Consider the following 21,755-nt stretch of genomic DNA (forward strand, 5'->3'; position numbering starts at 1 on the left):
TACCGCAAGGGTCAAGCCACGGACCTTGTCGCCGAATCGCGATCCAACTCGTACTCGAATGTCCCGCTTTCGACCGAATGCCGGTCACCGTTCGGAAACAAGATGTCCGCAGTGGTGTTGGACGGCACCATAACGACGACGCGAAGGCCATCGTCGGTCTGCTCCCAACGACTGACTACCTCTCCATAAACGCTTGCGTAGGTGGCCGACGCGAATGTAAGGCTGCCGCCGGGCACGGGCGCGATCGTGAAGTGCTGCGGCCCGTCGACGCGGATGCCCGCGACGGTGTCGAAGAGCCACTGGCAGACGGCCCCCGGTGAGTAGTGGTTCAGGCTCTCGGTGCCCTCCCAGTGCTCCCACACGGTGGTCGCGCCGGCCTCGACCTCGGCGAGCCAGCTCGGCGCCTGGGTGTTCTCGAGCATGCGGTACGCGACATCGGCCCGCCCGGCGTCGGTCAGCACGGGCAGCACGAACGGCGTCGAGAGGAAGCCCGTGCCGATGGTGTAGCCGCGGCTCTCGACGGCCCGTACGAGTCGGGCCTCGAGGCGCTCTCGGATCTCGCCGCCGACGAGTCCGAGCGCGAGCGGCCGCACGAGCTTCGCTTGCCGGTCGGTGTCGATCGTGCCGCCGGCCAGGAACAGGTGCGCGTAGGCCTGCTTCGCGCCGTCGGCGTACTCGGCGAAGAGCTCGGCGTCGGAGGTCTCGCCCAGCGCGGTCGCGATCTCGGCGAGGTGGGTCATCGTGTAGTGCAGGTAGGCGGTCGCCTCCTCTGGCCTGCTGGGCTGGGATCGAGCGGTCACCGGGTCGAGGAACTCCGAGGGCTCGAGCCACTCGCCGAGGTGCAGCCCCTTCTCGTAGACGAACCGGTTGTACGGGTTCGCGCGTGCTGCCGCGCGGTCCTTGTGGCCCGTGCGGCCGATCATGAAGTTCGCGTACGCGCGCATCATCGGGTAGAACTCGCGGATGAGCTGCTCGTCGCCGTACCGCTTCCAGAACCGGTAGGGCACCAGCACGGCGGCATCCGCCCACCCGACCGAACCGCCCGTCGCGTCGTACATCATCGCGACGCCGTTGTACGGCACGACCGCAGAGACCTTGCCCGACTTCGACTGGTTGTCGGCGAGGTCGCGAAGCCACTTGCGGTAGAAGCTCGCGACGTCCATCAAGGAGGCCGCGGTCTCGAAGAACACCTGCGCGTCACCGGTCCAACCGAGGCGTTCGCGGGTCGGGCAGTCGGTGGGCACGTCGAGGAAGTTGCCTTTCATGCTCCACCGGGTGTTCTCGAGGAACCGGTTCACGGCCGGGTTCGAGCACTCGAACTCGCCGGTCTGCTCCAGGTCGGAGTACACGGCGATCGCACGGAAGTCGGATGCTTCGAACGCGACGTCGGCCTCGACGAGCGCGTAGCGGAACCCGAACACCGCGAACTCGGTCTTGTAGCGGTTCTCACCCTCCGCGCAGGTGAAGACGACCTCCTGCCTCGGCGTCTTCTGAAGCTCGCCGCGGATCAGCTTCTGCTTCTCCGACAGGAGCAACAGCTCGGCGGCCCTCCCGAACTCGCCGACGGGCTTGTCGAGCTGGAAGTTCGCCTGCGTGAACTCGCCGGCCTCGTCGAGGGTCTCGCCGAGGCGCAGCTTCACCTGCTGCCCTCGCTCGGCCGTCACGGTGAAGCCGACGAAGCCCGCGATGTTCTGCCCGAAGTCGAGCACGCGCGCACCCGACGGCGTCGTGATGAGGACGGGCGTGAACACCTCCTGCTCGCGGGGCTCGACGTTGTCGGAGGCCGTGGGAACGAGTCCGGGCTTCGCCACGCGCGCCCTGCCGGCGTAGGTCGGTGCGAGGTTCGCGTCGACGATCTCGCCGTCCTTGAGGTCGGCGAAGCGAAGGGGCCCGTCGTTGCTCCACGCGAAGGAGCCGTCGCTGTTCACGACCTCGCGCCGGCCGTCGGCGTACGTGATCTCGAGCTGCGCCAGCAGCTTCGTCTGACGTCCGAACACGTTCGTCGGGCCGTAGGCGCCGACCGATCCGCGGTACCACCCGTCGGCGAGGCGGAACTCGAGCCGGTTCGCGCCCTGTTCCTCGGTCGCAAGCAGATCCGTCACGTCGTAGGTCTGGTACTGCAGGCGCGTGCGATAGTCGGTGCTGCCCGGGGCAAGGCGGAACTCCCCCACCCGCCGGCCGTTCAGGTGCGCGTCGTAGACACCGCAGGCCGTTGCGTAGAGACGTGCTCGCGCCACCGGCCCGCGCGTGCGGAATCCCGTGCGGAAGCAGTCGATCGGATGCCGCGCGTGCTTCTTGAGGGCGACGGCGCCCGCGATCCAGGTCGCCGTCCAGTCCTGCGGGGCGAGCAGCCCGAGCTCGAACCACGTCGACGACGGCTCGCCCGCGGCATCCGTCTCGTCCCAGAGCGTGACCGACCACTCGACGCGGTCGCGGCTCGTGAGCTCGGCGCCGTCGTACGCGATGTGCGTCATGCGGTTCGAGGCGACCCGGCCGGAGTCCCAGACCGTCGCGCCGTCGCGCGTCGCCTGCACGCGGTAGGCGGTCTGCTCGAGGCCGCCCTCGCAGTTCCAAGACAGGCGCGGGCGCGCGATGCCGAGCCCGAGCGGCCGGTCGAGGTACTCGGTGCGGAGCCTGACGGCTCTCATGCGTAGTCCTCCGGGCTCCACTCGTCGTGCCACTCGATGGTCGGGATGTCGCCGTCGAAGCGGATCGGCAGCCAGACGTAGTCGGCAATGGCGGTGTTCTCGCCGTTGGCGAGCGACATGACGGCCGCGAGGTTCTCGGCGCCGGGCGGGCGCGGAGCGCCCTGCATGCGCGCGGCGATCGCGTCGAACACATTCGGCAGGTCGTCGGGCAGCTCGGGCAGCCAGCGGTCGGCGAGCGCGATGTAGAGGTCCTGCTTGCCCGGGTGCTTGAACACCGAGCTGATCTGCGACCGGTAAGACGTGCGGGTCTCGTCGTCGGGGTGGGCGTCGCCGAGAACGGTCCATGGTCCGTGCATCTCGTCTGCGCTCGCGAACTCCGACGGGTTGGGGAAGTACCCGGTGGTGCTCGAGGTCACGAGGAAGTGCCGCCCGTTGCGCGTGAAGTGGGCCGGCGCCTCACGGTTGAACGGTGGCCCGGAGTGGTGGAAGTGCACGCTGTGCTCCCCCGAGACATCCGTGTAGTCGTCGGTGAGCTCGGCGACGACGAGGTCGGTGTGCACCTTCTCGAAGACGTAGTACGCGGTGCCGGTGGCAGGGTCGACCGTCAGATCGAAGTCCCCGGCGTCCATGCCGAGGGGGCGCAGGCCCGTGCGCACGATCTCGTAGGGGCCGAGCAGGTCGTCGGCGACGAGCACGGTGGAGGCCTGGGTCGCCTGCTCGTCCTCGCCCATGATCTTCAGCCAGCAGACGTACTTTCGGGTGGCCTCGTTGAAGAGGATGTGCGGCCGGTCCATCTTCTGCGCCGGGTGCAGCGGCGAGGCCGGGTCGTCGAGCACGGGCGGGATGATCAGCCCGCGGTCGTCCCAGTTGACGAGGTCGGTCGAGGTGTACGCGCGCACGCCCCAGTGCCAGTTTCCGCTGCCCGGGGTCGTGTGCTCCTTGTTCTCGCCGTACCAGACGAAAGTGCCGTCGTCACCGGCGAAGATCGACCCGCCATGCGCTTGGATGCGCTCGCCCTTCGTGTCGAGCCACACCTGCCCGGGCCGGATCGCGGTCCGCCTGGCCTGTTCGGTCGGCACGGTCGGCTCGGTCTGCTGTTCGATCGTCATCTCAGTGTCTCCTCAGTCGCTCATCGGTGGTCGGATGCCGCGGCCACCGTCAGCACGGCGGCCAGGTCGGCCGTCGAACTGCCGCCGACCCACACGTCGAGCGTGGTCGCGTCCTGCACCCAGTCGCCGGTCGCGGCGCTCCAGTAGCGGAGCTCGGCGGGCCCGAGGTCGAAGGTCACGGTGCGGGTCTCCCCTGCGGCCAGCGTGATGCGTTCGAAGCCCTTGAGCTCGCGAACCGGGCGCGACGACGTGCCGTATCGCTGGTGGATGTAGAGCTGCACGACCTCGTCGGCCTCGCGATCGGAGGTGTTCGTCACGTCGACCGACGCCGTGGCGGCCTCGCCCACGGCGATCTCCTCGCGGTCGAGTCGCAGCCCGTCGTACGCGAACGCCGCATAGCTCAGGCCATGACCGAAGGGGTAGAGCGGCGTGGACTCCTCGTCCCAGTAGCGCTTGCCCTGGTTCTGGGGCTCGAACGTGCGCAGGTGCGCCGTGATCATCGGCACCTGGCCGACGTGGCGGGGCCAGGTGAACGGCAGTCGTCCGGCGGGCGAGACGTCGCCGAAGAGCACTGAGGCCACGGCGTCGCCGCCGCGCGTGCCCGGGTACCAGGCCTGCAGGATGGCCGGCACGTTCGCGTCGGCCCACCGCAAGTCGAGCGGGCGGCCCGACATCACGACGAGCACGATCGGGGTGCCGGTCGCGGCGATGCGCTGCAGTTGCTCGAGCTGACGTCCGGCGAGGTCGATCGTCGAGCGCGAGGCGTTCTCGCCGATCTGGTTCTGGCGCTCGCCCACCACGACCACCGCCACGTCTGCGTCGGCCGCGACGGCGACCGCGCGTTCGATCTCGGCGTCGTCGTCGTGGTCGGCCGGCGTGCTCACGACGGTCGAGTCCTGCCGGTCGAACATCGACGGGAACACGCGCGACGGGATACCGGCGCCCGGCGCATGCTCGACGCGAACCGTCTCGCCGACACGCGCCCGGATGCCCTCGACGATGCTCACCGTCTCGGCGGTGTCGTGCACGAACACCCACGGACCGAGCGTGTCCCGCTTGCTGTCGGCGAGCTGGCCGATGACGGCGATCGAGCCGAGCCCGGCCGCGTCGAGCGGCAGCGCCGATGCGTCGTTCTTCAGCAGCACGGCGGTCTGCTCGGCCGCGGCCTGCGCCAGGTCGCGATGCGACGGGTCCTCGAGCACCGCCGCGACCGCACCCTCGTCCACGTACGGCTGTTCGAAGAGCCCGAGCCGGAACTTGGCCTCGAGCACGCGCCGCACGGAAGCGTCGATCGCTGCCTCGTCGACGAGGCCCTGGGCGACCGCATCCGGCAGCGTGCCGAAGGCCGGGTCGAACATGCACATCTCCATGTCGAGGCCCGACGACAGGGCGCGAGCCGCGGCATCCGTCGCCGACGCCGCGAAGTGCTGGGTCTCGAGCGACTTGACCGCGTTCGCGTCGGAGACCACGAAGCCCTGGAAGCCCATCTCGTCACGCAGCACCTGGGTGAGCAGCCACGGGCTGCCGCTCGCGGGCACGCCGTTCAAGTCCATGTACGCGCTCATGACGGTCGCGGCACCCGCGGCGACGGCCGCCTGGAACGGCGGAAGGTAGACGTTCCGCAGCTCCGAGTCCGAGATCTCGGCGTCGTCGTAGTCGCGGCCGCCGCGCGCGGCGCCGTAGCCCGCGAAATGCTTCGGCGTCGCGAGCACGCGCTCGGCGCCGAGGTCGCCCTGGAACCCGCGCACCTGTGCTGCGGCCATCGCCGAGCCGAGATGCGGATCCTCGCCGGCGCCCTCGATGATGCGGCCCCATCGAGGGTCGCGCGCGATGTCGATCATGGGTGCGAAGCTCCAGCTGATGCCGATCGCGCGCGCCTCGCGGGCGGCGACGGCCTGCGAGGCCTCGGTCGACGCAGGGTTCCACGACGCCGCCTGCGCGATCGGCACCGGGAAGATCGTGCGGAGCCCGTGGATCACGTCGAACCCGAAGATCAGCGGAATGCCGTGCCGGGTCTGCTCGACCGCCAGGCGCTGCAGCCGGTTCGCCGTCGCCGCGTTCGTGACGAAGAGCGCCGAGCCCGCCGTGCCGTTCGCGATCGCCGCCTCGACCATCTGCGGCTGGCGGATGAACGCCTGGTGCTCAGGCGGCACCGTGCTGAGGTCGAAGTCGGCGGGCAGTTCGCCGACCGAGCCGAAGTAGAAGTACTGGCTCAGCTGACCGGCCTTCTCCTCGAGGCTGAGGCGCGAGAGCAGGTCGTCGACGCGCTCGGCCACAGGCAGCGTGGCATCGCGGTAGGGCAAGGTGGCGATGTCGGTCATGGTCTCGGTTCTCTCGTTCGTCGTCGGTCGGGGCGGAATGGGTGCGCGTTGGCGGATCTGCGTCAGTGCGACTGCGTCGGCGCGCGTCAGCGGATCTGGGCGAAGATCTCGTCGATCGTGCGGAACACGGCGAGCGTGTCGGCGGCGGTGTGCACGGGGTGCTCGGTCACCCCGTCGGCGATCGCGGAGATCACCGCGCGCAGCATCGGCACGTAGCCGCTGCCCTCGCGCGGGAACTCGACGAGGTCGGGCGTCCGGAAGATCTGGCGCATGCCGCCCGCGTGCACCTCGAGGTCCGTCGTCGCCCAGAACGGCGGCGTCAACGTGAGCCAGCCCTTCGGCCCGCCGACGGATGCCGTGAGCTCGGCGAACTCCGACATCGAGCTCGCGCACTGCGCGTACCGCCCGTCGGCGTACTCGAGCGTGAAGTGCTCGGCGATGTCGAGCCCGTCGTCGCGTACGGTTCCGGAAGCGTGCACCGAGACCGGCTCACCGAATACCGAGTGGGCGAGCGTGATCGGGTAGATGCCCTGGTCGAGCAGGGCACCGCCGCTGCGCGCGACATCCCACTTGCTGCTGTCGCCCTCGTTCGGGAACGGGATGCCGAAGGTCGCCCGCAGGTTGCGGGGCTCGCCGATCGTGCCGTTCGCCAGCTCCTCCTGCAGGCGGACGAAGACGGGGCTGAACTTCATCCACATGGCCTCCATGAGGAAGAGGCCCTGCTTCGCGGCGATCGCGAACAGGTCGGCCGCCTCGGCGGCGTTCATTGTCATGGGCTTCTCGACGAGCACGTGCTTGCCCGCGAGCAGCGCAGCGCGGGTCATCGCGTGGTGCGTCGCGAACGGGGTCGCGAGGTAGATCGCGTCGATCTCAGGGGCGGCGAGCACCGCGTCGAACTCGCCCGTGGAGGCTGGGATGCCGAACTCCTCGGCGAACGCCGCCGCCTTCGCCGCATTCCGGCTCTGCACGACGACGACGTCGGCGCCCCCGCAGGACTGCAGGTCGGGCACCACGCTCCGCGAGATCGTGCCGGCGCCGATCGCAGCCCAACGCTGCACGGTCACGATCGCTCCGGCAGGTCGGCCCCGTTACTGCGGGCGACGCCGCCGAGCCACGCGAGGCTGGGCTTCGGCGTGCGGACGAAGGTCGTGCGGTCGGCCGCGATCAGCCCGAAGGTCGGACCCCAGTGACCCCACTCGTAGTTGTCGAGCAGCGACCAGTGCAGGTAGCCGCGCACGTCGACGCCGTCGGCGATCGCGTCGGCGAGGCCCTCGAGGGCGGCGGTCGTGTAGGCGATCCGGCGCTCGTCGTCGGCGGTCGCGATGCCGTTCTCGGTGACGAGCACCGGCAGGCCGGTGACCTCCGCCGCGTAGCGCACGGCGATGCCGAGTGCATCGGGGCGGTAGGCCGTGCCGACGAGCGTGTTGTCTGGGTGCGGCGGGTGCGGGACGAGCCCGTTCCCGTCGACCTCCTGGGTCGAGTACGACTGCACGCCGACGAAGTCGTCGCCCGCGGATGCCTCCAGGTAGACATCCTCGTAGTCGCGGCGCACCTGGGCGAGCTTCGCCGCATGCTCGGGCTCCGCCCAGAAGGCGCCGTTCGCGATCGACCAGCCGACCTTGGCCGTCGTGCGCTCGCGCAGGACGGCGCGCGCCGCGTGGTGGGCGGCGATGAACGGCGCGGCGTACTCGGGCTTCGGCACGGGCAGGCCCTGCGCGATCGCGTCGCGCGACGGCTCGGCGCCGTCGGAACCGACGGTCGGGCTCTGCCACTCCGACATCTGGCCGGCGCGCGCCGCTTCTTGGAGCATGACCATCATCGCCATCATGTTCGGCTCGTTGATCGTGACGATCCACTCGACCCCGTCGAGGATGTCGGTCACCCGGGCCACGTAGGCGGCGAACCGCTCCGCCGACTCGGGCGCCGACCATCCGCCCGCCTCGGCGAACCAGCGCGGCACGCTGAAGTGGTTGAGCGTGACGACCGGCGTGACGCCGGCGTCGAGGCACGCGTCGATCATGCGGCGGTAGTGCGCGAGCTCCGCGTTCGAGAACTGCCCCTCGCGCGGCTCGATCCTCGCCCACTCGACGCCGAACCGGTAGGCGGTCAGGCCGGCGTCCGCGAGCAGGCCGATGTCCTCCGCGTATCGGTGATAGCCGTCGACGGCGTCGCCGCTCGGCTCCATCCCGGGCATCAGGCCCTCGCGCGCCCACCAGTCGCTGTTGAGGTTGTTGCCCTCGATCTGGTGCGGTGCCGTCGCAGCGCCCCAGAGGAACGGGGTCGGGAAGCCGGTCATGCGATTCGTGCCTTTCGTGCGGAGCGGAGGATCGATACGGAGTTCGGATGCTGCGGGCGGCCGTCTCGTCGGGGACGGCCGCCCCGCGGCATCCGCTCGCCTACTTCGCGGTGCGCACGAAGATCATGATGATGTTGCCGCCGATGAGCGTGCACGCCGAGGCGACGATGAACAACAGCGCGTAGTTCCGGTCGGCGCCCTCGGCCCCGATGAGCAGCAGCGGCACCGCGACGATCGGCGCGAGCGCCTGAGCGATCGACGTGGAGTAGACGTTGATGCCCACGAACCGGCCGGCGTCGGTGTCGCGCTCGGGCAGCACGTCGAGCACGATCGCCTGGTCGACCGCCGAGAAGACGCCGAGGCCGATGCTCGTGATGACCGAGCCGCCGATGAGCAGGCCGGCGTTGGTGCCGCCGACGGCCATGATGATCGCCCCCGCGGTGAACGCGAGACCGGCGAGCAGCACGAAGATGCGTCGGCGGCGAAGCTTGTCGGACAGGAATCCGCCGAGCATGGCGCCACCCGCGGTCGCGACGACGCCTGCGAGCGAGAGGATCACGATGAGCGACCCGACGTCGGCCACCTTGCCGCTGTCCGAGAGCCGGGCGGCGAAGAAGACGGTCGTGAACGTGGTCGCGAACGTGACGCCGAAGTTGAAGAACAGGCGACCGAGCCAGTTCCACGCGAAGTCGGGGTGCTTGCGCGGGTTGAAGACCATGTTCGCGAGCACCTTGCCGATGCTGAGCTTCGCGGGGGCGGGCAGGTCGACGCTGCTCGGCTCCTTCACGAGCAGGGTCCACAGCACGAAGAAGAACAGGCCGACTGCGCCGGGCACGAGGAACACGAGGTAGTCGCTGCCGATGAACGCGCTGGCGACGCCGACGCCGGCGACCGACGCGATCATCTGCACAACACCGCTGAGGCCCGCGACCTTGCCGCGCTGCTCTTCGGGCAGGCGGTCGGCCTGCGAGAGGATCAGCGAGTTGAGGGCGGTGCCCCAGCCGAGCTGCGCGATCATCCATCCGACGATGACGAGCGGGATGGACGGCGCCCAAGCGATGAACGCGAGGCCAGCGAGCCCGACGAGCGCGCCGACCAGCGAGAACGGCCGGCGACGGCCGAAGCGCGTGCGGGTCCGGTCGCTCCACATGCCGGTGAGCGGTGCCGAGATCGCGGCCACCGCGGCGCCGGCACCGACGACGTAGCCCAGGTACTCGACGTTGTCGGGTGCGAGCTGCTGCACGCGCAGGGCGAGCGAGAGCCCGATCGGGGCGACGAGTGCCGCGAATCCGCCGAAGGTGGCGAGGATCATCAGCCAGATGTATCCGGCGCTCACGGGCTCGCGCACGATCATCGAGCCGGTGGGGGTCACGTCGGTGAAGACGGGCTCGCCCGGGTCGACCATCTTGCCGAGGGGGCCGCCTTCGGCGTCGGCAAGGGCGGCGCCCAGCGGGTCGGCGCCCGGCTGGGGAGTGCCGGTGTCGAGGTCGTTGTTCATGGTGGGACTCCTTTGTCGGGGTGGTGCAGGGGGGGTGGTGGGTCGTGCTGGTCTGGTCGTGCTGGTCTGGTCGTGCTGGTCTGGAGACGACCGCGGTCGGTCGCGCTAGTCGTTCACGCTCAGGGCGACGGATGCCGGTGCGCACCCGTCCGCCGCCACGGTGACGGTGATCTCGCCGGCACCCGTCGGGCGGATGATCGCCATCGCGCGCCCGTCGAAGGTGCGGTGCTGCGGAGCGGTGAAGCCCTCCTCCGTGATCGGTGCGCCGCTGCCGAGCGCGAGCACGGCCGGGCCGACCACGGTCACGGTCACGGTGCGGTCGTGCGTGGCGTGCACGGTGCCGTGCTCGTCGGTCAGTTCGATCGCGAGGTAGGCGAGGTCGGTGCCGTCGGCGCGCAGGCTCGTGCGGTCGGCGACCACGCGCAGGTCGAGGGTCTCGGATGCCGCGGCGAGCGAGGTGCGGCCGGTCTCGACGCCGTTGCGGGAGGCGACCGCGACGAGCTCGCCCGGCCGGTAGACCGTCTCGAAGTCGGCGCGGAACGTCCGCGACTCCCCCACCGTCGCGCGGCCGAGGGACGCGCCGTCGAGCAGGAGCTCGACCTCGTCGGCGTCGGCGTAGACCTCGACGTGGATCGGTCGGCCCTCGAAGCCGGCCCACGACCAACTGCCGATCGAGTCGGTCCAAGCCCAGGGCGTGGCGACGGCGATGTCCTTGCCGTGGTGCTCGGGTCGCTGCACGGCGATGTAGGGCTCGGTGCGCAGGCCGAAGACGATCTCCCGGTAGTACGACGCGGGCCGGCGGAAGCCCGTGATGTCGAGGTCGCCGCACCAGGCCGTCAGCCCCGGGAACCCGGTCGCGAACGACGCCTGCCCACGGGCACCGTCGTCGTCGTACTTCACGACCCCGATGCCCGTCTCGCCGAGGTAGTCCCAGCCGGTCCAGGTGAAGTCGCCGAGCACGTGGCTGTTCGCCGTGACGAGCGCCCAGTTCTTGTCGATGTCGGTCGGCCAGGTCTCGGCGCCCACGATGATGCGGTTCGGGAACAGCTCGCGGTCGAGCTCGTAGCGCGCGTCGCCGTAGTTCATGCCTGCGATGTCGAGCACCGCGAAGGACTCCTCAACACGTTCGGTCGCCTGCGGCGAGGCCTGGATGCGGCTCATCATCTGCCCGAACCCGGCCATCATGCCGTTCACGCCCGCGGGTCCGGCGTCCGCGGCCGCGGCTCGGTTCGCCTGCATCATCGGGATGATCGTGTCGAGCATCGAGACGAACCCGTTGATGCCGTTGGTGATGTACCGGGTGTCGTCGAGCGAGCGGATCTTCTCGGCCAGCCTGCGCCCGATCGCGGCGCCGAAGCGGTTGCCCGTCTCGGGGATCTCATTGCCGATCGAGTACATGATGACGCTGGGGTGGTTGAAGTCCTTGGCGACGAGCGCCTCGAGGTCGCGCTCCCACCACTGCGCGAAGTCCGACGCCGTGTCGAAGTCGCTCTTTCCCGACGTCCACATGTCGAAGCTCTCGTCCATGACGAGCATGCCGAGCCGGTCGCAGGCCGCGAGCAGGGCGCTGCTGGCCGGGTTGTGGGCGCTGCGGATCGCGTTGAACCCGGCGTCCTTCAGCGCCTGCACCCGGCGCTCCTCGGCGCGGGCGATCGAGACGGCGCCGAGCGGCCCGTTGTCGGAGTGGATGCACGCGCCGCGCAGCTTCACCTCTCGCCCGTTGATGCGCAGGCCCTTCTGCGGGTCGAGCTGCAGGGTGCGGATGCCGAAGCTCACGCGTTCCTCGTCGATGGGGCCGTCCGCGACATCCGGTCCGCCGATCTCGCTGAGCTGCAGGCGCAACGCGTAGAGCGACGGGTCCTCGACGCTCCAGAGCGCCGGGCTCGGAACGGGGAGGCGGAGTCGGGCGACCGCGCGCTCGCCCGGAAGCAGGGTGACGGGCGTGCTGCCCGAGGCGACCTCGGCGATGTCCTCCTCGACGACGGCCGCGCTCAGGCGCACCGTCGCGGTGACGGGGCCGTCGTTCTCGACCGTCACGGCGACCTCGACGATCGCGCGGTCGGCATCGACATCCGGGGTTGTCACGCGAACGCCGTCATGGGCGATGTGCAGCGGCGCCTTGGTGATCAGGTGCACGTCGCGGTGGATGCCGGCACCCGCGTACCAGCGGCTGTCGAGGTGGGTTCGGCACTCGACCCGCACCTCGTTCTCGGCGCCGAAGGCCAGATAGGGGTCGATGCGCACGGCGAAACGCGAGGTGCCGAACGCGTGCTGCCCCGCGAGGGCGCCGTTCACGTACACCATCGCGTCGCGGTAGACGCCGTCGAACTCGAGCAGCATGCGGGAGCCGCGAGCCTCGGCGGGCACCGTGAACGTCTTGCGGTACTCGAACGAGCCCCGGCGAAATACGCCGTGGTGTCGCCGCGGGGGGCCTCGGCGGAGCGCTCGGTGCCGATCAGCGCGTCGTGCGGCAGCAACACCTCGGTCCAGCCGGTCGCGCCCGCGCCGCCGAGCTCCTGGAAGGCGGTCACCTTGGTGCGGAAACTCCAGCCCGTGTTGAACGCCACCCGCGAGGGGTCGACGCGATCCGGCGCGGTCACGGTCTCGGTACTCGTCATCGAGGGGCTCCAACTTCATCGGCGGGCGGTGCGGCGGCCGGATCGGGAGGATCAGGTATCGCGCGTTACGTCTGGAGTAAAGCACATCAGGTAACGCGCGTCAACACCGTCTCGAAACCCGGGATGGCGCTTCGCCGGCATTCTGGGTTACGCGCGTCAATCGCGATAGGCTCTCGTGCATGATCACCACCAGCGAAGATGTGGCCAAGCACGCCGGCGTCTCACGCGCGACGGTGAGCCAGATCCTGAACGGCCGCGGTCAGCGGTTCGCCGAGGCCACGCGCGATCGCGTGACCCAGGCCGCGCTCGAACTCGGCTACGAGCCGTCGTCGGCGGGCCGCACGCTCGCGCGCGGGTCGAGCGACTTCGTCATCGCGCTGATCCCCCACACCACGTTCGGCGCCACCCTGCAAGACTTCTTCGGCCGCATGACCGACGAACTCGCCGCACACGGCCTCACCTTGGTCCTGCGACTCTCGACGCCGTCGGCGGCGTCCCTCGCGCGCGTGATCACGAGCATGAAGCCGGCCGCGGTGTTCTCGCTGACACCCTTCTCCGACGAGGAACGTGCCCTCATCGGAGATCGCGGCGTGCACGGGCTCGACCCGACCTCGACGGGCGAAACCGAGTACAACCACGCAATCGGGCTGCTGCAAGGCAGAACGCTCATCAAGCATGGGTACCGCAGACTCGCCTTCGCGCATCTGGCCGACGCCCGCCAGGACCCGTTCGGCGCCGACCGCGAGAGCGGGGTGCGCACCGCCTGCCTCGAGGCAGGCCTCCTCGAGCCAGAGTCCGTGGGGCTCGATGTCACACCCGACGATGCCGACCGCGCGCTCGACACGCTGAGCGGTGTCGGGATCGCGGTCGCTTGCTACAACGACGATGTCGCCACCGCACTGCTCTCTGCGGCAACCCGCCGCGGATGGCGCGTACCCGAGGACCTCGCCCTCATCGGCATGGACCACACCACACTCGGCCGCCTGACATTGCCTCCGCTCACGACACTCGACTTCGATCTGCAGGCCGCCGTCGAGGCAGCGATCTTCAGCATTCTCGCCATCACCGGACACGCGGATGCGGGCAATCGACCACAGCGCCATGCCGGTCTACGGGTCGTGCCTGGCGGTTCGATCTAGGGCATAGATGCCCATCGCAGGGCCAGTTCGGTCCACAAATACGCCACTACGCAGCTGATTTCATTCCCAGCGTTCACATGAGTGGCGGGGGCACACCACGGGCAGCCGAAACGCCGCCGCGACACTGGCGCGAGTCAGTCCATGTCTTGAACATCGAGCCGACCGTCGCGGAGTTGTCTGTAGCCCAGCCTCCGGCGACACCCATCAACTCGCCTACGCCCCGCAGACCGTGCTCATCGTCGAGAACCGTGACTGCCGACTCTGGTTCCCGGACGCCCCAGGCACGATCGTCGTCGAAGGCGGCGGAAAGGCGGCATCGTCGCTGCTCGCAGACGTCGCATGGACCCGAGCGGCCGCCAGGGTCTACTACTGGGGTGACATGGACGCTGACGGCTACGCCATCCTCGATCACCTTTGGGCAGCCTTCGCAACCTCGGGAATCCGATTCGAGTCGATCCTCATGGACTCCACTGCGCTCACGCGATTCGCAAATCTCGGCGTCAACCGCGATAGGCACGGCGCCGCCTTCAAACCGTCCAGCACGCGCCTACAGAATCTCACCGCTGCGGAGAACGACGCCTATGCAGCGGTGTCAACCACTGGTAGCGCAGCCTTCCGCCGGATCGAACAGGAACGCATCCCCATCACAGAAGCGCTCCACGAGCTGGCCATCGTCGGCTGGCTGCTATCGCAAACCTGGCTTCGTTCACAAGGAGTTCGGCCACCAGCCGAGCGCCTCACCACTCGTCACACCCCGCTGAATGAACGTTGGATAAACGTGAACGCACCCGATCCAGTGGGAATGCTCCTGAAAAGCCGCAGATCAAGAGGCGAATCCGAACCGCAGGCACTTGATGCGTGAATCTTCTGGTCTTGGGTTCAAGTCCGACGAAAAACCCCTGATCAGACCGATATACGGCAGCATGAATACGCGCAATCTGCGAATATGCCGGGCATGGAAAGGAACGCGAAATACCTGATCAGGCGCAATATTCGACGAGTAGGGCGGACGGGACTTGAACCCGTGACCGATGGATTATGAGTCCACTGCTCTGACCGGCTGAGCTACCGCCCCGCGCGCGGCTACTCGGGGAGAGCCGCCGTCGCGCCGTCGGTGACCGGGTCGGTCACCGGCCTCCCACGATACAGCGACTCGAACGTCGAGAGCGTGCGCTGGATGTCGTGCGCGGCGATGAGGCGCAGCGACCCCTCCTTGAGCGCGCGGTACTGCTCGGGCGAGGCCTCGAGCACGGTGCGGAGCTTCGCGGCGAGGTCCTCGGGGTTGCTCGGCTCGAACAGGTAGCCGTTCTCGCCGTCGTGCACGAGGTGCGGCAGCGCCATCGCGTTCGCAGCGACCACGGGCAGCGCCGACGCCATGGCCTCCATGGTCACGATGCTCTGCAGCTCGGCGATCGACGGCATCGCGAGCACCGACGCACGGTGGTAGGCGTCGCGGAGCTGCTCGTCGGTCACGTAGCCGGTGAAGGTCACGCGGTCGGCGATGCCGAGCTGCGCGGCGAGGTGCTGCAGGTTCCGCTTCTGGTCGCCGTCGCCGACGATCTCGACCTTGGCGTCGAGCTCGGCGGGCAGCAGGGCCGCGGCGCGCAGCAGCACGTCGATCTGCTTCTCGCCGGTGACCCGGCCGACGAACACGATCCGGTTCTCGGTGCGGGGTTCCCAGTTCGGCGAGTACTTGTGCGCGTCGATGCCGCACGAGATGGCGTGCACGCCGCTCAGGCCGGTGTGCTTCTCGAGGAACTGCGCGGCCTTCCGCGTGGGCGTGGTGACCGATTCGGCACGACCGAAGGTGCGGCCGGCGGCCTTCCAGGCGAGACCGACCGCCCATTCCTGCCACGCCTTCGGGAGCAGCGTGAACTCGAGCATGTTCTCGGGCATGAAGTGGTTCGTGCCGACGATGCGGATGCCGCGCTTCTCTGCCTCGAGGGAGAGGCCGCGGCCGACGACGATGTGCGACTGGAAGTGCACCACGTCGGGCTTCACGCGGTCGATGACGCGGGCGGAGTTCTGCTTGATCCGCCACGGCAGCGCGAAGCGCAGCCAGTCGTGCGGGTACCAGCGCCAGCTCAGCAGGCGGTGGGCGGTGATCGCCTGGCCCTCGTGGATCTCGGTCCAGGTGCCGTGCTTGCGGCTCGCGGCCGGTGCCATGACGTGCACCTCGTGGCCGCGCTCGGCGAGGCCGGCGGCGAGGCGCTCCGCGAAGCGGGCGGCGCCGTTCACATCGGGCGCGAACGTGTCGGCTCCGATCAGGATGCGCAGGGGCCGATCGGTCGCGGGCTGGTCATGGATTCGCGATGACGCACCGGGGCTGTCAGACACGTGGCGTGATCCTCACAAGAAATTCAGGGCCGGGCGGATGGCCCGGACGGGGCTGCGGCGGCAGGGTCGGGCGCGCGGCTTCATCCGACCCTAGCCTATGGTCCTGCGGACGGCCCGAACGACGCGGCGGGGCGCTGCGGCACGCGGTTTCGCCACCAGTTCGGGGGTGCGGCGAGCGGATGCCCCGGGCTCAGGGCGTGCGCCGGCGCGAGGCATCCGCCATGCCGTCGACGAGCGCTGCGACCGACTCGCGCAGCGCCGCGATCGCGGTGCGTCCGACGCCGGTGGCGTTGACGAAGGCGTGGATGTGCCCGTCGACGACCTGCAACGTCGTCGGCACGCCGGCGGCGCGCAGCTTCTCGGCGTACGCGATGCCCTCGTCGCGCAGCACGTCGAACCCGGAGACGGCGACGTGCGCGGGCGGGTGGCCGGCGGGGTCGCCGAGCAGCGGCGAGACGAGCGGGTCGAACGCGTCCGACGGGGTCGCCAGGTAGTGCCCGCGGTACCAGTCCATCTGCTTCTCGGTGAGGAAGTACCCGCGCGCGAACAGTTCGTAGGAGCGGTGCTTGGTCGACAGGTCGGTGACCGGGAAGAAGAGCAGCTGGAAGTCGGGCGACCCGGCGGCGTCGTCGAGGGTGGCGGCGGTGAGCGCGGCGGCCAGGTTGCCGCCCGCGCTGTCGCCCGCGACCGCGACCGCGTCGCCCCACCGCCGCTGCGCCCGCACCCAGCGGTAGGCATCGATCGCATCGTGCAGGCCCGCGGGGAACGGATGCTCCGGCGCGAGCCGGTACCCGACCGAGACGACGGCGAGGTTCGCGTTCGCCGCGATGAACCGGCACACCGAGTCGCACGACTCGATGCTGCCGACGACCCATCCGCCGCCGTGGAAGTAGACGACCGCGCCGTCGACGGGGGTCGACGGGTCGCCGACGTAGACCCGCGCGGCGACCGAGCCGGCGCGCGTCGGGATGATCAGGTCCTCGACCGCGCCGACCGGCGTCGCGGCGCCGAAGATCCGGGCCTCGGCGTCGATCTGCGCACGCGCCGCCGGCAACGGCAGGTCCTCGAAGCTCGCACCCGGGAGCGCGTGCAGCAGGCGCAGCGCCATCTGCACCTCGGTGTGAAGGCGGTTGCCGTCGATCTCGACGGGACGCCCGGCGATGAGTCGCTGCACCGGTTCGGGCAGCCGCCCGAGCGTGCGGATCGCACCGCGCATGCCGCGCTCCCGGAGCGAGGAGCCGGAGCGGCTGGAGGAACTGGAAGGGCTGGTCGGCGCGGACGGGGTGGCCACGGCGGTCCTCTCGGGACGCGGGTCCTCGTCGACCCGTTCCCGCCTACCGTAACGCAGCGCGCGACGCCCTCGGAACGACCCGGGGCGGATGCCTCAGAGCCGCGTCTGCGGGTGGTTCCGTGCCAGCTGGAAGACACCCCAGACGGCGATCGCGCCCGAGATCGCGAACACGACCATGGCCCACGGCGGCGCCTGCGACGCCTCGCCGAGCACGACGATGCCGATGAACACGGCGACCATCGGGTCGACGACGGTGAGCCCGGCGATCACGAGGTCGGGCGGACCCGACGCGTACGCGTTCTGCACGAAGTAGGCGCCGAGCGCGGTGGCGGCCAGCAGCGCGATGAGGCAGGTGAAGGTGAGCCACTCGAACTCGCCCTGCTGGATGCGGCCGATGACCACCTTCGCGAGCGTCGCGACGAAGCCGTAGAGGATGCCGGCGAGGATCACGTAGAAGAGGGCGCGGATCTTGGCCCGGAACAGCCAGAACGCGATGCCCGCGGCCACGAGCACGCCGGCCAGGATGATCAGGATCGTGATGAGCTGGCGATCGGTGACCGGCTTGTCGACGGCGGTGAACGCGGCGACGCCGACGAAGAGGAACACGCCGCCGACGCACATGATGATCGCGATGATCGACTTCCGGTTCAGCCGGACGTGGTTCACCTTCGAGTTCACGATGGAGGTGATCACGAGCGCGATCGCCCCGAGCGGCTGCACCACGATGAGCGGCGCGAAGTAGAGGCTCGAGAGCTGGAAGACGATCGCGAGGCCGAGCATCAGCGTGCCGAGCACCCACGAGGGTCGCGCGAGCAGCAGCATCAGCTGCTTGCCGTTGAGCCCCTTGCCGAGCGTGTCGGTGGTGTGGGCCTCGACCTTGACCACGCCGCGGTGCTGGAACTGCGCGCCGAGCGAGAGGAAGACGGCGCCGATGAGGGCGAGCGGGATGCCGATGAACTGCTGCGGGTCGAGCGCGATCTGCTCGGTGAGGTCGCTGAGGTCCGGATCCACGCCCTCGACCCTACCGGCTCGACCATCGATATCCTTGCCGAATGGCCGTCCTCCCCATTCGCATCTCCGGCGACCCCGTCCTGCACGCCCCCGCCTCCCCCGTGGAGGAGATCGACGACACGTTGCGCGCCCTCGTGGCCGACATGTTCGAGACGATGGATGCCGCCCCGGGCGTCGGCCTCGCGGGTCCGCAGGTGGGCGTGCCGCTGCGGGTGTTCACGTTCGGCTGGACCGATGAGGACGACGTGGCGTGGCGCGGGGTGGCGATCAACCCCGAGCTCTGGCTCTCCCCCGCCGTGCCCGGAGCGCCCGACCCCGACACCGAGTCGGAGGGCTGCCTGTCGTTCCCGGGCGAGCGGTTCCCGCTCCGCCGGGCCGAGCGCGTCGTGCTGCGCGCGACCGACCTCGACGGCGAACGCTACGAGATCGAGGCCGAGGGATGGCTCGCCCGGATCTTCCAGCACGAGTACGACCACCTCGACGGCGTGCTCTACATGGACCGCCTCGGCGACCGCGACCAGCGCATCGTCGGCAAGATCACGAAGAAGCTCGACTGGGGCAAGCCCGGCCGGTCGTGGACGCCCGGCGTCGACGACATCGAGGCCTGAGCCACTCCGTCGCGGCGGGGCATCCGCTCGAGGCTTGCGGTGACGCCCGCGCGCTCAGGTGAGCGCGCGGATGCCCGCGGCGACCGCCGCCGCGGCGAACACGACGACGACGAACGGCACCCGCAGCGCGAACAGCGCGGCGGCGACGATCACCGCCGGCACGCGCGCGTCGACCTCGATCGACTGCCCGACCGCGAGGGTCTGCACGGCGATGAGCGCGGCGAGCAGCGCCACCGTGAGCAAGTCGGCGATGCGCGCCGGCCGCTCGCGCTCGAGGAATCCGGCGGGCACGAAGTAGCCGGCCAGCTTCAGCGCGAGGGTCGCGGCCGAGGCGATGAGCAGGATGTGCCAGGTCGTCATGCGCGGCGCCGCCGATCGAACAGGTCGAACCAGCCGACGATCACCGCGACCACGCCGGCCACGAGCACCGGCAGTCCGGGCATGAGCACCGGCGTGGTGAGCGTCGCCACCACCGCCGCGACCACGGCGACGGCGCCCGCCTGGAACCGCTTCAGGCGCGGCCAGAGCAGGCCGAGGAACGCCGCGGCCGCGGCCGCGTCGAGCCCCCACGCACGGGTGTCGCCCATCGCGTCGCCGATCAGCGCGCCGACGAGGGTGGTGAGGTTCCAGCCGACGAAGATGATCACGCCCGTCACCCAGAACCCGACGCGCGCGGCCTTCTCCTCGGATTGCGCGAGGGCGACGGCGGTCGACTCGTCGATCGTGACCCAGGCGGCGAGGATGCGTCGCCCGAGTCCGCCGCGGTCGACGACCGGCTTCATCCGCATGCCGTAGACCACGTTGCGCACGCCGAGCAGCGCCGCCGTCGCGATCGCCGAGCCGCCCGCGGCGACGCCGCCGGACGCGAGCACGCCGACGAGGGCGAACTGCGAGCCGCCGGTGAACATCACGAGGCTGAGGAAGCAGGTCTGCCAGACGTCGAGGCCGGCCGCCACCGCGAGGGCACCGAACGAGATGCCGTAGACCGCCGTGGCGAGGCCGACGGCCAGGCCGTCGCGGACCGCCGGCGACCGCAGGCCACGCGCGGCGGGCACGGTCGATGCCTCCGCCTCCAGGCCGTCGTCCACGATCCTCCGCTCCGCCCGGCCGATGCGTCGAGGCCGGAGATGGCAACGATACCGGCCTCGCCGGCGCTGCCCGCCCTCAGTGCGCGCGCACCCGTGCCATCATCGCCTCGCGGTCGATGAACGACGTCAGCTCGCTGATCGAGCCCAGCAGCGGCGCCGGCACCACCACGAGCGTGTTCTTGTCGACCCCGACCTCGACGAGCGTCTGCAGGGTGCGCAGCTGCAACGCGAGCGGATGCGCCATCATCGTGTCGGACGCGACGCCGAGCTGCGCCGACGCGAGCGCCTCGCCCTCCGCAGCGATGATCTTCGCCCGCTTCTCACGCTCGGCCTCGGCCTGCCGCGCCATCGCGCGCTTCATGGAGTCGGGCAGCAGGATGTCCTTCAGCTCGACGAGGGTGACCTGCACGCCCCACTCCGCCGTCGTGACGTCGAGGATCTCGCGGATGCTCGCATTCAGGATCGCCGTGTCGGACAGGGCCTCGTCGAGGTGGTGCTGCCCGATGACCTTCCGCAGGGTGGTCTGCGCGATCTGGTCGATCGCGGACTGCACGTTCTCGATCGCGATCACGGACTTCACGGCATCGACCACGCGGTAGTACGCCACCGCCGAGACGCCGACGCTCACGTTGTCGCGCGTGATGATGCCCTGCGACTGGATCGGCAGGGTCACGATGCGCAACGACACCTTCGTCATCACGTCGACGATCGGGATAATGAAGCGGATGCCCGGATCGCGCACGCCGTGCAGGCGTCCGAACCGCAGCACCACGCCCCGCTCGTACTGCTTCACGATCTTCACCGACATGAAGAACAGCACGATCGCGACGATGCCCGCGATGACGAGGATGACGATGAGTGCGACCATGAGCCCAGCTCCCCGGCGCCGGTGACGTGCCGCGCGCCGTCCCCTCCATTGTCCCACCGCGGCTACGGGTGGGCGCCCCCGGTGCGCCGGGCGACGATCGCGGCCTGCGGCCTGGTCCCGTCCTCGGCCCGCGTGTGCGTCTCGATCACGTCGAAGCCCGTCGCCTGCACCTCGCGTCGGAGCCGGTCGATCGGCCAGCGGTACGCGGTGACGACCGCGTGGTCGAAGGGCTCGAGCTCCGGCCACTCGAAGCATCCCAGCAGCAGGCTCCCGCCTGGGCGCAGGACCCGCGCGAACTCCCGCAGCGGCACCTGCACGTGCACCGGTTCGTGGTGGATGAGCGAGTACCACGCGAGCACCCCGCCGACCGAGCCGGTGGCCTCGTCGAGCTCGTCGACGCTTCCGAGTCGGAACGGCACGCCCGGGTGCCGTGCCCGCGCGTGGTCGACGAACTCGGGGACCTGGTCGACCCCGCGCGCCTGCAGTCCTCGCCCGGCGAGGAAGTCCGTCCAGTGCCCGGGGCCGCAGCCGGCGTCGAGCACGGGGCCGTCGAGGCCGTCGGCCCACCGGGTGACGAGCTCGAGATCGGCCCGATGCACGGCGGACATCGAATCGAAGAGTTCGGCGTACTCGGCGGCACGCGCGGAGTACGCCGCACGCACGTCGTTCACCATGCGCTCAGCCTAGGTGCCGAGGCCCGGGCGAGCGGTCGCCTCCCGCCTCGTGGCAGCGTCGGCCGGGAACGGCGAAGGCCCCGCATCCGTTCGGAATGCGGGGCCTTCGTGGTCGCTCCCCCACTTGGACTCGAACCAAGAACCTATCGGTTAACAGCCGATTGCTCTGCCAATTGAGCTATGGAGGATCATGCCGCTTCGCGCTCCTGCGCGGTGCAGCAGAGCCACTCTAGCAAAGCCGCGCCGCGA

Annotated in this window: 17 protein-coding genes and 2 tRNA genes; 3 read left to right on the forward strand and 16 right to left on the reverse strand. The window is 70.0% G+C overall.

All coding sequences use genetic code 11. The features are described 5' to 3' along the window. Positions 1-11 precede the first annotated feature (11 nt). The 7 genes from ACGGZK_RS13950 to ACGGZK_RS13980 all read right to left on the reverse strand — a co-directional run bounded on the left by ACGGZK_RS13950 (position 12) and on the right by ACGGZK_RS13980 (position 12,239). Entirely contained in the window at positions 12-2,648 is a 2,637-nt protein-coding gene (locus tag ACGGZK_RS13950) for a family 78 glycoside hydrolase catalytic domain (protein ID WP_395243240.1), read from the reverse strand. Next, entirely contained in the window at positions 2,645-3,757 is a 1,113-nt protein-coding gene (locus tag ACGGZK_RS13955) for a family 43 glycosylhydrolase (protein WP_395243241.1), read from the reverse strand. Before ACGGZK_RS13955 ends, ACGGZK_RS13950 begins: the two co-directional genes overlap by 4 nt. Positions 3,758-3,777: 20 nt before the next feature. Beyond that, positions 3,778-6,078 carry a glycoside hydrolase family 3 N-terminal domain-containing protein gene (locus ACGGZK_RS13960; RefSeq protein ID WP_395243242.1) on the reverse strand — a complete coding sequence of 767 codons (2,301 nt, stop codon included), beginning with the start codon at positions 6,076-6,078 and terminating at the stop codon, positions 3,778-3,780. An 86-nt stretch (positions 6,079-6,164) separates the two neighbouring features. Then, positions 6,165-7,142 (reverse strand): Gfo/Idh/MocA family protein, encoded by a 978-nt coding sequence (locus tag ACGGZK_RS13965; RefSeq protein WP_395243243.1) that lies wholly within the window; start codon positions 7,140-7,142, stop codon positions 6,165-6,167. Then, entirely contained in the window at positions 7,139-8,374 is a 1,236-nt protein-coding gene (locus ACGGZK_RS13970) for a glycoside hydrolase family 1 protein (RefSeq protein WP_395243244.1), read from the reverse strand. Before ACGGZK_RS13970 ends, ACGGZK_RS13965 begins: the two co-directional genes overlap by 4 nt. Positions 8,375-8,474: 100 nt before the next feature. Continuing rightward, complete coding sequence (locus ACGGZK_RS13975; protein ID WP_395243245.1) at positions 8,475-9,872, reverse strand: MFS transporter; 1,398 nt, start codon at positions 9,870-9,872, stop codon at positions 8,475-8,477. A gap of 105 nt (positions 9,873-9,977) precedes the next feature. Then, positions 9,978-12,239, reverse strand: a complete 2,262-nt coding sequence (locus ACGGZK_RS13980) for a glycoside hydrolase family 2 TIM barrel-domain containing protein (RefSeq protein ID WP_395243246.1) — start codon at positions 12,237-12,239, stop codon at positions 9,978-9,980. Between the two features lie 430 nt (positions 12,240-12,669). On the opposite strand from ACGGZK_RS13980, the gene ACGGZK_RS13985 reads away from it, so the two are divergent. Both ACGGZK_RS13985 and ACGGZK_RS13990 read left to right on the forward strand, forming a co-directional pair. After that, entirely contained in the window at positions 12,670-13,629 is a 960-nt protein-coding gene (locus tag ACGGZK_RS13985) for a LacI family DNA-binding transcriptional regulator (protein WP_395243247.1), read from the forward strand. A gap of 124 nt (positions 13,630-13,753) precedes the next feature. After that, positions 13,754-14,491, forward strand: coding sequence for a Wadjet anti-phage system protein JetD domain-containing protein (locus ACGGZK_RS13990; protein ID WP_395246089.1), 738 nt, complete (start codon positions 13,754-13,756; stop codon positions 14,489-14,491). Positions 14,492-14,630: 139 nt separating this feature from the next. Here the strand turns inward: ACGGZK_RS13990 and ACGGZK_RS13995 are convergent. The 4 genes from ACGGZK_RS13995 to ACGGZK_RS14010 form a co-directional block, all read right to left on the reverse strand. Further along, positions 14,631-14,704, reverse strand: a tRNA-Ile gene (locus ACGGZK_RS13995). 8 nt (positions 14,705-14,712) lie between these two features. Continuing rightward, entirely contained in the window at positions 14,713-15,966 is a 1,254-nt protein-coding gene (locus ACGGZK_RS14000) for a glycosyltransferase (protein WP_395243248.1), read from the reverse strand. Between the two features lie 190 nt (positions 15,967-16,156). Further along, positions 16,157-17,182 (reverse strand): alpha/beta hydrolase, encoded by a 1,026-nt coding sequence (locus tag ACGGZK_RS14005; protein WP_395243249.1) that lies wholly within the window; start codon positions 17,180-17,182, stop codon positions 16,157-16,159. A gap of 168 nt (positions 17,183-17,350) precedes the next feature. Next, positions 17,351-18,268: a DMT family transporter gene (locus ACGGZK_RS14010; protein ID WP_395243250.1), complete on the reverse strand. Its 918-nt coding sequence runs from the start codon at positions 18,266-18,268 to the stop codon at positions 17,351-17,353. A gap of 41 nt (positions 18,269-18,309) precedes the next feature. Between ACGGZK_RS14010 and def the strand changes: the two genes are divergently transcribed. After that, positions 18,310-18,876: a peptide deformylase gene (gene def / locus ACGGZK_RS14015; RefSeq protein WP_395243251.1), complete on the forward strand. Its 567-nt coding sequence runs from the start codon at positions 18,310-18,312 to the stop codon at positions 18,874-18,876. 54 nt (positions 18,877-18,930) lie between these two features. Here def and ACGGZK_RS14020 read toward each other — a convergent pair whose 3' ends face one another. From ACGGZK_RS14020 to ACGGZK_RS14040, 5 genes are all read right to left on the reverse strand, one after another. After that, the gene (locus ACGGZK_RS14020) at positions 18,931-19,236 is read right to left on the reverse strand and encodes an AzlD domain-containing protein (RefSeq protein WP_395243252.1); all 306 of its coding nucleotides are present in this window, start codon (positions 19,234-19,236) and stop codon (positions 18,931-18,933) included. After that, positions 19,233-19,952, reverse strand: coding sequence for an AzlC family ABC transporter permease (locus ACGGZK_RS14025; RefSeq protein WP_395246090.1), 720 nt, complete (start codon positions 19,950-19,952; stop codon positions 19,233-19,235). The genes ACGGZK_RS14020 and ACGGZK_RS14025 overlap by 4 nt, the downstream gene beginning before the upstream one ends. 88 nt (positions 19,953-20,040) lie before the next feature. Continuing rightward, entirely contained in the window at positions 20,041-20,832 is a 792-nt protein-coding gene (locus ACGGZK_RS14030) for an SPFH domain-containing protein (protein WP_395243253.1), read from the reverse strand. A 62-nt stretch (positions 20,833-20,894) separates the two neighbouring features. Next, positions 20,895-21,506: a class I SAM-dependent methyltransferase gene (locus tag ACGGZK_RS14035; protein ID WP_395243254.1), complete on the reverse strand. Its 612-nt coding sequence runs from the start codon at positions 21,504-21,506 to the stop codon at positions 20,895-20,897. A gap of 115 nt (positions 21,507-21,621) precedes the next feature. Next, a tRNA-Asn gene (locus ACGGZK_RS14040) sits at positions 21,622-21,694 on the reverse strand. Positions 21,695-21,755: the final 61 nt, after the last annotated feature.

The organism is Agromyces sp. MMS24-K17 (assembly GCF_043950245.1).
In the GTDB taxonomy this organism is placed as follows: domain Bacteria; phylum Actinomycetota; class Actinomycetes; order Actinomycetales; family Microbacteriaceae; genus Agromyces.